Origin of the sequence: Pusillimonas minor (assembly GCF_014237865.1) — a bacterium.
In the GTDB taxonomy this organism is placed as follows: domain Bacteria; phylum Pseudomonadota; class Gammaproteobacteria; order Burkholderiales; family Burkholderiaceae_B; genus Neopusillimonas; species Neopusillimonas minor.
In genome coordinates, this window is sequence record NZ_JACJUU010000001.1 from 254252 (window position 1) to 267153 (window position 12902).

Here is a 12902-nt window from a genome sequence, read left to right on the forward strand (position 1 = left end):
TCAGTTCACCCACTCGTAAGAACCGTCTTGATACATGATGCCGCGTCGGCCTTCGTATTCGAACTGCCGGCCCGGGCCCTTGGCTGTGTTCGCTGGCTGCGCCGGGCCAGAAACTGCCGAACCAGCGCTTTCAAACAGAGGATTCTGATTAGCGTACTGCCTGACAGCCGCATTAAACCCGGTGTCCAGTCGGCCATTCTTTTCAATGTAGTCATCCGCGAGTTTCGATAGCTCGATCTTGCGTTTTTCCATAGCGCGGAACGCTTGCAGCATCCGACGGTTGCCCTCTGGGCTGCGATCAATGCCAACTTGCGAATCCTTCAGGAACTGAATATCTCGATCTGAAAGGGCGCCGGGCATGCCCATGCCACCATCTGGCGAGCGCATCGCAAGCGCCATTCGGTTCTGTATTGCGCGGATCAGTTCGCCGCCAGCAAGCTTTTCAGGGCTTGTATCTATGCCCAATGCCGCGCCAAACTGCCGAAGCCCAATCTCTGTATCCGCCCCAAAGCCGGTTCGAACGCCGCTATCAAGCGCTTGCTCCGCGAGGTCATACATGCCCATCATTTGTTGGGCGTTCATCGCCCCGGCAGTAATGTCGTCGTAGCGTTTCGCGAAAAGCTTTGCGCTTTCGGTATCCCATGCCTTATCCCCGGCCCCAACATTAACCGTTGTCCCCTGCCGAGTGCCATTCAGAACCGCCTGCTGGTACTCGGGAGTTCCAGGAACAAACCCGGCTGCCGCGAGGTTCTGCATCAACGTCGTAGGCTTGACATTGCTCATGCCAGGGGCGCTACGTGTCATCCCGCCAGTGCCGCCGTCAACAACGTAGCCTGTCTCACCCACGGCCTTGAAGGGCTCGTAAGTTTTGCCCGTTGCGGCCGAAACCAGACGGTTCTGCCCAGGCAGGTCGCCAGCATTGCCGCGCTCAACGCCTTGGCCAGTGAGATCAGCGCCTTGAATTTTCGAGAGCATGGTGGCAATGTCGCCCTCGCCCGTCGCACCAAACACGGCCAGCCCAGTTCGCAGCGCGTTCGCATAGCTTGGGTTTTTGCTGATATATTCCGCAATCTGCGGGTCATTCAGCACCGCAAAAGGGTCTACCCTTGCATTGTTGGTCATGGCAAGCCCGCGAGCATTCTCGCCAGCCTCTGCCGTCTTAGCGCCCATCAGCGCGCCTTGAGCACCTGCCATGATCGAGCCGCCCTTTGCTTGAGCAAATGACTTAATAGCAGGCCCAAGCGTAGCAGCAAGGCCGCCAGCGAAACCGCCCCCGATCGGTAATGTAGTTTTCATGAGATCCTCCTAAAAGCGCAGGCCAAGGCCGCCCTTGCCATTGAAGCCGAGGCTACCTTTTCCGCTCAGCCCCACGTTGTTTGTTTGAGGCACAGCGCTGGCACCAGACCAGCCGCCATTACCGGACCAAACGCTCGACTCAGCGCCGCCAAGCCCCTCAAAACCGCCCATCATTCCAACCTGGCCAACGCCTTGCAAGATAGACCCGGCCAACATAGCGCCGCCGCTTGGCGTGCCGGCGGCCTGAATCCCAGCCTGATCTGCCGCCTGCTGACCTTGCGAGAAGTTGCGCAGCATGCCGATCTGGTTAGCCGTATCGCCAAGGCCGACAGCCTCGTTTTGGCGCAGCTGGGTTGCAGATCCAATCTTGCCGAAAATTCTGGCCAGAGCTTCAGCCGTTTTGGCCTGTTGCGCCATAGAAGAAGCGCGAGCGGTCGAGTAGTCCTCGGAAACGTCGCCCTGAACGCTCGGGGCTTCGGCGCGCACTGCCGCGTTTTCTTGTACCGGCGCCAACATTTCAGTTGTCAGTTGCTGTTCGATGGCCTTTTGCTTTTCGAGTCGGTCATCTGGGCTGAACTCGTTAGCCTTTCGCAAAGCCGCTTGCTCGGCCTGTCGTTGCAATTCCTGCTGACGCGCAAGAGAGTCCTGAATTGCTCGCTGTTGACGGGCTGCGGCGCTTTGCTGAGCTTGGTTCTGAATGAAGGCCCCGCCGATCGCAGCGACGAGGCCAGCAATGGTAAACGGATCCATGCCTCACCCCCTCGTTAAACGACGCGGCCGGCAGTGCCGCCGCTTCGAACGGACGCATTGCCAATGCGCTCTTGGCGATATGGCGCCATACCCTGCTGGAATGCCTGCATTTGCTGGTTGTACATGTAGGCATTGGCCAAATCGCCAAACAAACTGCCCACCTGCGCCCCTGATGCCGCGCTGGCTGCATTTGCAGCGTTGGCGCTAAGGCCGGATAGCGCAGACTGAGCGGCCGCCCCAGAGTCGATACCAGATTGAGCCATGCCGATCAAAGATTGACGGGTGCGCTCGTCTTGCATGCGCAGGTCGGCTGCCGCATTTTGGCCGATGCCAACCGCTTTCATAATGCCTTCATCAGCAATTCGACCAATTTCCGCATTGCTGTCGACATCTACGGAGCCGCCAGACAGGCCGGCCCGAGCCAGCCCAAATCTGTTTTGGCGCTCAGCGTCTTGCTGCTGGCGTAAAACCTCTTGCTGGTTGAGCTGGGTAACCGCCTCTTGCTGCTGCTGATAAAGCTGGTCGCGGTTTGCCGAGTTAAACACGTTATTGATTGCCTCAAGCGCGGCGCGCTGTCGCGCCTGGCGGTCTTCTTCAGCTTTTGCTGCACCGCCATCGCCGCCCCCGCCGCCTTTGTGCGGGCGCAATTTCTCGCCCCGTCGAGTAGGCCAAGCGCCAAGAGCTGGGCCGCCAATAATTAGATGATCTGCGCTTTTCATAAATCGCTCCTGACCTGCTTGTAAATTTCAATAAACCCGTAAGTACGCAAAAGCCTTGCCATAGCGCCGCTACAAGAGGCCTCGATACAGTCTGCCCCGGCCGACCTGCAAAACGCCTTGAATGCGTCAAAAAACTGCCCTGCTACCGCCGACAAACCATGCCCCGCCAGAGCCACCACATTGACAGCAACGAACTTCGGGTAATGCCTGAACTCGAACGCTATGGCCATTGAGTAATCAGAGCAAAACCCCAAGGTCAGCCGACCATCAATCGCCAGCTGTCGTAAATCATTGGCATCAAACTCGCCGTGCGCTGCTGTTTCGGCAACCTGTGAAAAAAGCTTTTCCAGATGTGGCCATTCTGCCTCTATCTCTTCAGCGCTCCGGATAAAAGTCGCTTTCACACGGCCCCCAACGCCTCGTAGTACAGCGTGACCGAATCGAGCCGGAAAGGCTTTCTGTTTAGGCACTTGAAGCGCAGCGAAAACTCCGTGCCGCTGCAGATCATCGGGATCATGCCCCCCGGTCTGGTGTTACCGCGAATCCGAACTACTGGCGTGTAGCAATCAGGGTTTCTCACATCAAACCCAATGGAAAAGTCGCACTCGCCATCCATGACGATATCCACCCCCATGATTTGCTTAAGCTGGCCGGGGGCCTTCAGATCCATATATGGCAGCTCGAGCGAAACCTCGAACGGCTGGCCGTCATCGTCGTAGGCATCAGGCGCAAAACGGTAAACCGTGTCGCCAGAGCGAAAATAAAGCGTGCCGTTGAGCTCGGCAAAAGCATCTACCGTCGACGGGATTGTGTAGCGTGACCAGGCGGCAATCTTTGACGATCTGGACAACGAGTAGATAAAAATTACGTTGCCCACAATGCACAGGTATTGCCCGGTGCCGTAATGGAAAAATGAGGTCGGAACAAATGGCGTGTTTCGAATGACCGGTTTGACCAGATCGTCAATTGGAGAGCCGACGTCGGAGTCAGCCAGGTTGTTCGTCCATTGCTGCGTGGTAATTGACCTAAATCCAAAATCAGACAGGAAGTAGAGGTCGCCCGAGACGTTGGTAACGGTCTTTGGGAAATTGGTGCCCACGTTGTCGACAGTATCGGCCAGGGCCATGCGCGTCGGATCCGGATCAACGGACCAAGTCTGCGCGCCGTCCTGTGTAAGCACAACCAGATTGTTTCGGTAAATGCCCAGGGCCTTTGCGTCTCGCGCCCCTTGAAAGCGAATACCCGTCGGCAAAAACCCGGCATCATTTGCGGCCGTCCAGTCTCGGGGTTTGTCGGTTGCGCAATAACGAACTGTCTCGCCGTTGGCGGCAAAGATTTTGTTTGCGGTAGAGGCCTTGATTACTGCCTTGGAATGAGGGCAGTTGCTATCAGAAATCACGGTAGTCGCAACGTCTGTGTAGTGATGCTTTACAACGCCGTCCTCATACTCTACCGATGCATAAATCTTCCCGTTAAAGACATCAGAAAACCACACCTCTTTAATTTTTCCTGCATACCCGGTGAGCTTCACCGAATTAAACAGGCCAGCGCCAAGGTTAATCGTGCCCTCGGAATAAAAGCAATTGAGTTTTCCGAATGCTGCGAAAAGCCCCTTGGTGCCCGGCGGCAAATCAGCGACCTTGACCAGACCGGGCCTTTTTTGAGTGGCCAGACCCGTCGTCACAAACGCGTTTGTCATGTCGCGCAGGCGGTTGGCATCAGAAACCGATGCCCCTTTGCGCAGATCGATGCCGAGATCGAACTTGTCGAAGGTAATAGACCTGATCGCCATTAGCCCACCCTTAGCCGATAGCCGTTGGCAGAGCGAACCACCTGAGCAGGGCGCTTGCCGGCGCCGCTACCACCCATAAAATGGCGCTGGTTCTCGTGCTGATCGGCTTTGAATGTGCGCAGCCGGCGCTCAAACATGCCCCCGTACGCCTGGGCATCTGGGTGCCTGAAGTGGGCCTTGCCCATTGCAATGGCATACATCAAGACAAGGCTACTTGGCACGCTGGGTCGATCAGCGTCTTGCTCAAAACGTGATTTAGGCGCTACATACCAAACGATAAGGTCGTATGCCTGGTCTGGGGTTGGCCAGACCTCTATCTGGCTGGCCGAGTTATCCCAACGCGTCGGGAAAGACAAAAAATCAATCTGAGCCCGGTCGATTTCGCTGATGCCCTGTTCAAGCTTGATGGGGTCATCAGACCCGTACTGTATCCACATGCTTTCAACGCGAGTCGGGTCGATGTCTTCGTCGAGAACATCGTTTACCCAGTCGTACTTGCTGGACCCTTTGGTCAGCCTGATCATGCCCCTGCGGCGCATGGCCTTAACGTCGACCTCTTCGCATATGAGGTCATGCCCCTCTTGCAAAAAGCTGTTCATCAGGTCGCGGTTATTCAGAGCGCCAGGCCCAGAAGAAATGAAGCCCAGCCGGGTTTGCAACTTGGCGCGCAAAGCGCCCAGCGTCTCGTAACGCTCATCAAATCCTGTTGTCATGACGATGTGCCTGTGATTTTGATTTCGGTGCCAACGACGGACAGCTCCAAAGTGATTTGGGTCTTGCCAGTTAAGTCAATAACTACGGGGGTCGGGTCGACGGTCGCAAGCTTAGAGGCTGCAGTGCCGACGGGTTCAAAAAGCGTTCCTATGTCTGCGCCAGTGGACAACAGATAACCCGTAGTGGCCGCACCGCTACCACTCGAAATAAAGTCTTTTGCTTGGAGCCCCTTTAGCTGCGGGGTGGTTTGGTTGGTGGCCACGCGCAATCGGCCGGACGCGACATCAAGCCTGGTGTCCTGCGCAAACAGGTAGTACTGGGCCTTGACGGTTTGGGCCGCCTCGAGGGCTTGCAGGTTAAGCGATCCCTGCATCGTCTGCGGCGCTACCTGGTCATTGCGTATGACCTTGGTGTAGTCCACGGCGCCAGGCGGTCCGGCAGGCCCAGTGTCGCCCTTATCCCCCTTGTCGCCCTTCAGTCCGCGCAGCCCCGTTAAGCCTTGCGGCCCCTGAGCACCAGTATCGCCTTTATCGCCTTTGTCGCCTTTTCCAAAGGCATAGCCTATGGACCAGTCGCCGGTTGCGCTCGAAAGCTTGAAATAAAGCATGCCGGTATCCAGCGCAAGAAACGCAAACCCGGCTGTCTCGTTGTCGTAGTTTGCCCGCTCTGAATAGAGGCCCTTTTCTGACTCGACGAAGGATGCTCCGACCTCACCTTTGTCGCCCTTTGGGCCGGCCGGGCCAACAGGGCCAATATCGCCTTTGTCGCCTTTTGGCCCAGGCGTGGCAAGCCCTGCTTTTGCTTCGTCGGTTAATTGAACGAGCCCAACAGTTTTATGCTCAAGCGTTCCATCGTCTCGTTGGAGCAGCGCTTGGTTAGCCCGAATCGCATTAATAGACGTCGAGACCTTGTCGAACTCGGAGTTTAGTGCAGCGTGGTCCGTTCGATCACCGGAGTTGTCGGTGAAGCTTTTTGTACGGACATAAGAAGGGGCTTGTGGCATGGGGACACCTTGCAGTAAGTCGTTCCCAGTATTTTGAGCCGCCAGGGCGGCGGCTCCGGACAATTGTATTGACGCAGATCAAAGCAAAAATGAGGGTGCCAGCCTGAACAGGTCATCAAGGTCTTGCTCCGTCAGACCAAGTAGCGCAGCGATGGTGGCCATACTCTGGCTGTGCCGCTGCCAAAGCGTTGTCTTTCGATAGGCGATCTGGGCGGTGTATCGCTGAGCGGGGTCGGTGATGCCTTCGATTGCCGCCTCAATATCAGCCTCGGTAATCCCCTTGAGCTGATACAGGGCCATGAGGCCTTGGGCGGGAGTGGCGCTTTCTGGCACCGGCCCCGGATCATCCTGCACGTCCACCACTTCCAAGGCGTCGCCACGCCAGAAGCACCCTTGCGCGACCGGATCATAAAGAGGCGCGTCGACCCCAGCTCGGCCCATCCAGGGCGCCGGGTTGTCGGTGATGATGTGTTCGCCAGTATGCGGGCTGTAAACGTCGTTCATGTTGCGGCTCCAATAAACTTCATGAGGTTGTGGGCGTCAGCCCATTTGGCGTGCCCCATCCAGGACGCCAGAAAGCGGTTGAGCTGGTCGTGCAGGCCGAGGCGGCTATACCGCGCGATCTTGCGTTTTGCGCGCAACACAGAATCGCGGCGCAGCAATTTATGCGTATCCCAGATGCGGTACCCGACGAAGTTGATACCGCGCGCGGCGGGCTGGACGCTCCATTTAGAAAACCGCATCCCCATTGTCGCTTCAGAAAACCACTGCATACCCATGCGCAGCATATCCAGCGCCTCGCGGCTGTGGCCCAGCACCACAATGTCATCCATGTACCGAAAAAACCGGGTAATGCCCACCTTGTGCGCCAGCCAGCGATCAATGATGTGGCCGTAGATATTGGCCGACAGCTGGCTGGTCAGATTGCCAATTGGCAGGCCCACGCCCGTGGCGGGAACGATCTTGCCCAGCAGTTCCAGCGTCGGCTGGCAAGACAGCTTGCGTCGGTATTCGGCGTGCAGCACATCACGCTTGACGCTGTAGAAGTACCTACTAAAGTCAGTCTTGAGCACCCAAGGCTTGACGCCATTGCTTTGCATGCGGCGCAGCTCTGCCTGCACGGCAACCGCAGCCGAGTGCGTTCCCTTGCCTTTGCGGCAGGCATGGCTGGCGGGCAAAAACACCTGGTCGAAAATGGGCTCGATGACGTTGCACAGAGCATGTTGGGCTACTCGGTCCATGAACGGCATCGCGGTAATTTCCCGTGGCTTGGGCTCATATACCCAGAACAAATTGGGATTGCCGGGCTGATATTCGCCACTGGCCAGCGCCTTGCGCAGGTTGGCGATATTGGCGGCAAGGTTCTGCTTAAAGATCAGGTGGCCTCCCGTGTATAGCTTGCCCTTTGCCGCCTTGTGGTACGCGCGGTAAAGGTTGCCTGTCTCGATAATGCGAGGAAACAGGTCTTTGTGCTTCTTGCCCATGACTTCCTTATGGTTGAAAAGTTGCTGGCGCGGCTTTTGATTTTCACTACTCGCCGTTCCCCAGACCCATGAATGTGTTCGCCGAAGCAGGTAGGCCGAGCTGACCATCTGAAATGTGGCCTGACCGGGGTGCCGTAGCTGCCCGGTCGTGTCATAGATAATCGTCACCGGCGGCCCGAACGCTGATGTTCCAGTTCGAGTTCGAGAGCGCGTTGTTGAAGTTCGCGCACCGAGAACCGGAGATCGCCGCGTTGTCACGGTTGCCGCTTTCATCTCGATCTACCCTTTTGCGTTTTGGTGATCCACGCGCCCAGCATGGCGCCTGTTTCGGCCAGATGCACTTCAGCCACTTCGTGCTGGTGCCTGGACAGCAGTTTCCTTGCTGGGCTTGCGGCAAAACGCGGTGCTTGGCTGGCCAGTTCACGACCATGGGGTAAACGTAGTTCACAAACCCCATGTACTTTTCAGTGATGGCCAGGCCCCGCGTTGATGCGCGAACCTCGATGACGGTGGTTGCTTCTGTCATTTACTGCCAGCGCTATCGCGCTGCCCTTCCAAGATTCAGGTGGTCACCGGCGGCCCGAACGCTGATGGACCAGTACGAGTCCGAGAGCGCGTTGAAGAAGATCGCGCACCGAGAACCGGAGATCGCCGCGTGGCCACGGATGCCGCCCAGCAAGACCAAGCCAGACGACCCATACCAGCTACCGCGACCAATATCGGCCCAAGCCGATCCGCCGACACTTTTGATCGGCCCGCCGATGACCCACTGATGCCCCGTCGCCTGCTCGACCCCGATCCGGCTGGTATAGCCCGGCTGTCGTGCTGTAGCCGGGATAGTGGATGCAGCGCCGCCCAGCGACTGCGCCTCTGTCACGCCAAAGGCGAACCCCATGAATTCTTCATATGTTGGCAATCGCAGGCCAAAGGCCGACACCAGCTCGTGCGCCTCGAAGGCCGACAGGCGCGAGTACTTAAGCACGCCGTTGCCGCCCCACTTGGCCGGGATATACGGCAGCACCGTGCCCGATGCCACGTTGGTGTTGTAAGCAGACGGCCCATGAATGTGGGGGCTGTCTGACATCAGATAGATGCCCGCCCACATCTGCTTGATCGGGTCGAAGGTCATGCCGCGCTGCTCGCCAGCACACCGGAAAGTTAAATCCCAAATCGAAAACTCATTGATGCCGGCCAGCTTGTCGACATCGGACTGTGTCCAGCCGAACGAGCCGCCGCCCGAGGTGATGCCGGCGGTTGAAAAGCTACCCGATGCTGGGGTTGTGCCCGAGGCGATGAGGCCGTAGTGGAAGCCGCCGATTTTTACCGCATTGGCAGCAGGCGCTGCGGCCGGTGCGCTGAACGGGTCGGCAACCGCCTGAGCGGTACCGTCTTCCAGCACCCAGACCGAGTAATCAGCCCCGGGGGTGAGGGTTGGCATGATGATGGGCGTGTCGACGGCGAACGTCTTGGCGACCAAGTTAACGATAACCGTGGTGCCGGCCTGAATCACTGCCGTGCCAGCGCCGGTCTTTTTAATGGCCAGGCCGTCGTAGTTCTTAACGAAGAAGAAGGGTTGAGTCAGCGATTCGACGTAAGACTGGGCCGCGGCTTCTGATGCTGCCGCATTGCCCTCAGACAGCGCCGCTGCGTTCGCCGAGCTGGCGGCATTGCTTTCGCTGGTGGCTGCATTACCGGCGGACAAAGATGCGGCGCCGGCCGAATTGGCCGCGTTCTGCTCGCTGGTTGAAGCGTTACCTTCGGAAATGGCGGCTGCTTGTTCTGAGGCAAGTGCGGCCTGGGCCGATCCGGCCGCATTGTTCTCGGACTGCAGCGCATTGGCCTCAGAAACGCCTGCCGCCTGCGCGCTGGCCAAAGCATCATTTTTGCTCTGCAATGCGGCAGCCGCCGAGTTTTGGGCGCTGATGCGGCTATTGTCGGCAGAGGTGGCGCTGCCGGCGGCATTAGAAGCTGATTGTGCGGCGGCATTTGCTGAGTTTAGTGACGCTTGGGCATAGGTATCTGCCAAAGAGGCGGCGTTAACAGCCTCAGACGCAGCCGCTTGGGCCTCTTGCACTTTGTCGTCAATACCTACGCCAACGGACGCAATGATTTGGTCTTGCAGCCCTGGCGCGAGCGATTCCTCGGTGACAATACCGTTTGCCAGCCCCCCGTCGTCACGCTGGACAAGGGCAAGGTTTGCACGGATCGCGTTGACTGAGCTTGAAACCGCGTCCAGCTCTGCATTCAATGCGGGATGATCGGTGTTATCCCCATAATCTTCCGCAAAGTCCTTGGTCCGGTTGTAACGAGGGGGCTGGGCCATGGCTTACTCCTTATCCCCGCTATCCCGGGCTGTCGTTTTCTTGGCGCCGGCGGCCGCGTTGCTCTCAATGGCTTTCTCAAGACCTTTGGTTGCTCGCTTGCCATAAACCTGCTCTACAAAGACGCCATCTTCATTGCCGCCATACTTGGAGGTCAGGCGGTCAAATTCGGTATCAGCCACATCAGTTTGCCCGGCGGGCTCTGCCGACTTCAGATAGTCATCAGTGATGAGCTTTCCCTCGGGCGTCTGGATGCACTCCTCGCCAAAAATGGTTTTCAAAATTGGGATTTCATGCTCGGTCACGATCGTTGGCGTAATCGTGTGAGCATCGCGGCGCACAAGCACGCTGAAAAGTTTTGCTTTCATAGCTTTCATTTCGGTATTCCTTAAAAAGCCCGTCGAGGCCGAAGCCCCAACGGGAAACCCAAGTGGATTGATCAGGCGATAGCCAGTACGGAGTGGGCGTTGGACCGCTTGAGCACCAGCGCCAAGCGCAGGTTGATCATGTGGTACATAGCCAGGACGTCGTGAGGACGCACGGGGGTGACGATGTCCATGTCGTCATCGCGCAGTTCCATGAACCGGGTGTTCAGGAAGTAGCAGCGCTTTTCCCATGGGATCAGGGGGGTATCCAAGGCATCGAGCGTTTCGAAGTTCGGATCCCAGACAATGGGCACACCCTTAAAGAACAGGCCCGTATCGGCACCCGTACCGACGCCGACGTCTACGCGTTTTGCCGAACCAGATTCAGCGTTTTGAGTGATGGTTACGGTCTTGCGATAGGCGTCGATAAATGCCGAGCCAGCCAGGATGAAGTCAGGCGTGCCGCCGTTTCGGATGCACTTGCGCCATTGGGCTTCCATGGCATCAGCCAAAGCGCCTGCCGTGCCACTGGCAATTGCTGTGGCGGTGTTGTTTCGCCAGTAAAGGGCTGTTGATCGGTCGATGCCGCCGACGGTGCCGGTGGCCGGGGCGGTCGCGATCAGCCCGTCCAGACCTGTCACCGCGTCGGAAGATGCCGAACCGTCTCGGTGCAGCTCAAGATCAAGCTTCTCGAAAAAGCCCAGCTTGAAAGATTCCATTTGCTCATCGAGCAAGTTAACCAGCTGGATCTTCTCGCTTTGTTCCAGCTTGTATTGGCCGCGTTCGCCCTCGCGGACCTTAATGCCGTTGCCGAAAAGGGTGTCGTGAGAAATGTAAAAACCGTCGACCGCACGGCGCCAAGGAAAAGCGGCTTGGTCTGTGGTTTGGCGTTTGTTAAAGCTGACCGCAGTTTCGCCATAGGCCCAGGCAAAGTTGCTGTCGTAGCTCTTGCGAACGTTAACGACCACGTTTTGCTTGGCGCCAAGGAAAAGCTTGCGCTTGGCCATGAGTTTTTTGAGTAGCGGGTGCTCTACGCCGATCTGATCGACCGGGGTATTCCGCATGTACTCATCGAGAGATACCTTGCCAAGATAGGCAAGGTCGGGTGCTGAAATAGGCATATGTCGCTCCATTGCGAAAGTTAGAAATCAACTTCCACACCGGGCCCGAACACCAATCGAGCGATTCCCCGTTCCAGGCTTACCGTGCGTGACTCTCGGCTTTCTACGACTGAACCCTTTGGGATGGTGCTACCGGACGCGACCCCGGCTAACAGCGACAAATTTCGGTGGGTAAGCCCTTGTGACTGGGCTTAAACGAATTATGCGTCGCCCGCGTAAGCGCCCTGGATTTTTGTTCAAATCCCCATCGAATCAAGAATTGAAGAAAGCTTCTGCACGGGATCATCGCCAGGGCGGCCCATTGGTGAGCCGACCGCCTGGGGCCGGGCTCGGATGGGCGACGGCGACGGGCTGCGCGGCGCAACCTGAATGTTGTCGTACATCCACCTGATGGCTTGCGACATTTGCTCGGGCCGATACGTGCGAACAAACTCCTGGATATTGTTGGGGTCTTTGAAGTACTTGCTCAGAACTTCCATTCGCGGCTGGTGGTCAACTTCATGGGCCCGCGTATTCAGGTACGACTCGACCTGCGCCAGCGACGATTGAAGCGCCTGGGTCTGTTGCTGCTGCTCTTGCTCGGCCTGGCGCTGCTGCTGCTGTGTTTGCTGGGCCTGCTGTTGCTGCCGGCGGTACTGGGCCAGCTCAAGCGCGGCTTGGCGGTCCAGCTCGAACGCATTCACGCGCTGCGCCAGATCAGGGAAGTCGGCCAAAACATCAACGCCCGGCGCGTCCTGACCAAGGCGCTTGTAAATATCGACGCGAACCTGCTCGATCATTTGTGCCGCAAGCTGCAGACTCTGCGGATCATTGGAATTGGCCAGGCGTGAAAATTCTATGTGCTGGGCAAACTGGGTTGCATCCATCCCGGCGCCCTCAAGCACCGTACGCACCTCAGCCATGCTGCGATCAAGCTGCTCGGCCTTTGCCCGCACCTCATTACGCTCGGCAATCAGTCGTTGGACTCGCTCACGGCCGCGTTCTGACTTAATGCCTTCGAGCAAATCCGCGTCTTCGTCTTTCGGCGCGCTCTTTTTTTCTTCCGTGGTCGGCTTTGCAGCTTTGGGATCGACTGCCGCGCCGGCGTCGTCAACTGCTTTTGCGCCGTCAGCGGGTTTGGGTGCAAAGCGGCCTTGTTCGTCGCGCAGCGGGCTGACGTCGTGCCCCTCTTCATTATTGACATTTGTGTCGCCTTCTTCAGCGGTCAGCGTGTCGAGAAACGCCGCCGCCTCGCTCGCCCGTTCCTCTGGTGGCTGCTGGTGATCTACCTGGGAATGATCGACTTCGGTTTGGGCTGCGCTTTCGGCTGCTGCCTGGTCTTCGAGTTCTTTGCTCAT

The 12902-nt window shown here is 57.7% G+C and carries 13 protein-coding genes; all 13 read right to left on the minus strand.

What is annotated here, in order from left to right; genetic code table 11:
* The 13 genes from GTU67_RS01335 to GTU67_RS01395 all read right to left on the minus strand — a co-directional run bounded on the left by GTU67_RS01335 (position 1) and on the right by GTU67_RS01395 (position 12902).
* Positions 1–1296 (minus strand): hypothetical protein, encoded by a 1296-nt coding sequence (locus GTU67_RS01335; RefSeq protein ID WP_185778394.1) that lies wholly within the window; start codon positions 1294–1296, stop codon positions 1–3.
* Positions 1297–1305: 9 nt separating this feature from the next.
* A complete protein-coding gene (locus tag GTU67_RS01340) occupies positions 1306–2046 on the minus strand; it encodes a hypothetical protein (RefSeq protein ID WP_185778395.1) in 741 nt (246 codons plus the stop codon).
* 14 nt (positions 2047–2060) lie between these two features.
* Positions 2061–2765, minus strand: a complete 705-nt coding sequence (locus GTU67_RS01345; protein ID WP_185778396.1) for a hypothetical protein — start codon at positions 2763–2765, stop codon at positions 2061–2063.
* Positions 2762–3169 (minus strand): hypothetical protein, encoded by a 408-nt coding sequence (locus tag GTU67_RS01350; protein ID WP_185778397.1) that lies wholly within the window; start codon positions 3167–3169, stop codon positions 2762–2764. The genes GTU67_RS01345 and GTU67_RS01350 overlap by 4 nt, the downstream gene beginning before the upstream one ends.
* The gene (locus tag GTU67_RS01355) at positions 3166–4557 is read right to left on the minus strand and encodes a hypothetical protein (RefSeq protein ID WP_221893221.1); all 1392 of its coding nucleotides are present in this window, start codon (positions 4555–4557) and stop codon (positions 3166–3168) included. Before GTU67_RS01355 ends, GTU67_RS01350 begins: the two co-directional genes overlap by 4 nt.
* Positions 4557–5270, minus strand: coding sequence for a phage adaptor protein (locus GTU67_RS01360; RefSeq protein ID WP_185778398.1), 714 nt, complete (start codon positions 5268–5270; stop codon positions 4557–4559). Before GTU67_RS01360 ends, GTU67_RS01355 begins: the two co-directional genes overlap by 1 nt.
* Complete coding sequence (locus tag GTU67_RS01365) at positions 5267–6337, minus strand: collagen-like domain-containing protein (protein ID WP_221893222.1); 1071 nt, start codon at positions 6335–6337, stop codon at positions 5267–5269. The genes GTU67_RS01360 and GTU67_RS01365 overlap by 4 nt, the downstream gene beginning before the upstream one ends.
* Before the next feature lie 15 nt (positions 6338–6352).
* The gene (locus GTU67_RS01370) at positions 6353–6778 is read right to left on the minus strand and encodes a hypothetical protein (protein ID WP_185778399.1); all 426 of its coding nucleotides are present in this window, start codon (positions 6776–6778) and stop codon (positions 6353–6355) included.
* Positions 6775–8031: a reverse transcriptase/maturase family protein gene (locus GTU67_RS01375; RefSeq protein ID WP_185778400.1), complete on the minus strand. Its 1257-nt coding sequence runs from the start codon at positions 8029–8031 to the stop codon at positions 6775–6777. Before GTU67_RS01375 ends, GTU67_RS01370 begins: the two co-directional genes overlap by 4 nt.
* Positions 8032–8296: 265 nt before the next feature.
* Positions 8297–10081 carry a phage major tropism determinant gene (locus GTU67_RS01380; RefSeq protein ID WP_185778401.1) on the minus strand — a complete coding sequence of 595 codons (1785 nt, stop codon included), beginning with the start codon at positions 10079–10081 and terminating at the stop codon, positions 8297–8299.
* Between the two features lie 3 nt (positions 10082–10084).
* Positions 10085–10456 carry a hypothetical protein gene (locus tag GTU67_RS01385; RefSeq protein WP_185778402.1) on the minus strand — a complete coding sequence of 124 codons (372 nt, stop codon included), beginning with the start codon at positions 10454–10456 and terminating at the stop codon, positions 10085–10087.
* 62 nt (positions 10457–10518) lie between these two features.
* On the minus strand, positions 10519–11565 hold the full coding sequence (locus tag GTU67_RS01390) for a phage major capsid protein (protein WP_185778403.1): 1047 nt from the start codon (positions 11563–11565) through the stop codon (positions 10519–10521).
* 236 nt (positions 11566–11801) lie between these two features.
* A complete protein-coding gene (locus GTU67_RS01395) occupies positions 11802–12902 on the minus strand; it encodes a hypothetical protein (RefSeq protein WP_185778404.1) in 1101 nt (366 codons plus the stop codon).

Excerpts from the sequence above, each read along its gene's own strand:
- GTU67_RS01335 (WP_185778394.1), bottom strand. The coding sequence starts at position 1,296 with ATGAAAACTACATTACCGATCGGGGGCGGTTTCGCTGGCGGCCTTGCT.
- GTU67_RS01340 (WP_185778395.1), bottom strand. The coding sequence starts at position 2,046 with ATGGATCCGTTTACCATTGCTGGCCTCGTCGCTGCGATCGGCGGGGCC.
- GTU67_RS01345 (WP_185778396.1), bottom strand. The coding sequence starts at position 2,765 with ATGAAAAGCGCAGATCATCTAATTATTGGCGGCCCAGCTCTTGGCGCT.
- GTU67_RS01355 (WP_221893221.1), bottom strand. The coding sequence starts at position 4,557 with ATGGCGATCAGGTCTATTACCTTCGACAAGTTCGATCTCGGCATCGAT.
- GTU67_RS01360 (WP_185778398.1), bottom strand. The coding sequence starts at position 5,270 with ATGACAACAGGATTTGATGAGCGTTACGAGACGCTGGGCGCTTTGCGC.
- GTU67_RS01370 (WP_185778399.1), bottom strand. The coding sequence starts at position 6,778 with ATGAACGACGTTTACAGCCCGCATACTGGCGAACACATCATCACCGAC.
- GTU67_RS01375 (WP_185778400.1), bottom strand. The coding sequence starts at position 8,031 with ATGAAAGCGGCAACCGTGACAACGCGGCGATCTCCGGTTCTCGGTGCG.
- GTU67_RS01380 (WP_185778401.1), bottom strand. The coding sequence starts at position 10,081 with ATGGCCCAGCCCCCTCGTTACAACCGGACCAAGGACTTTGCGGAAGAT.
- GTU67_RS01385 (WP_185778402.1), bottom strand. The coding sequence starts at position 10,456 with ATGAAAGCTATGAAAGCAAAACTTTTCAGCGTGCTTGTGCGCCGCGAT.
- GTU67_RS01390 (WP_185778403.1), bottom strand. The coding sequence starts at position 11,565 with ATGCCTATTTCAGCACCCGACCTTGCCTATCTTGGCAAGGTATCTCTC.
- GTU67_RS01395 (WP_185778404.1), bottom strand. The coding sequence starts at position 12,902 with ATGAGCAAAGAACTCGAAGACCAGGCAGCAGCCGAAAGCGCAGCCCAA.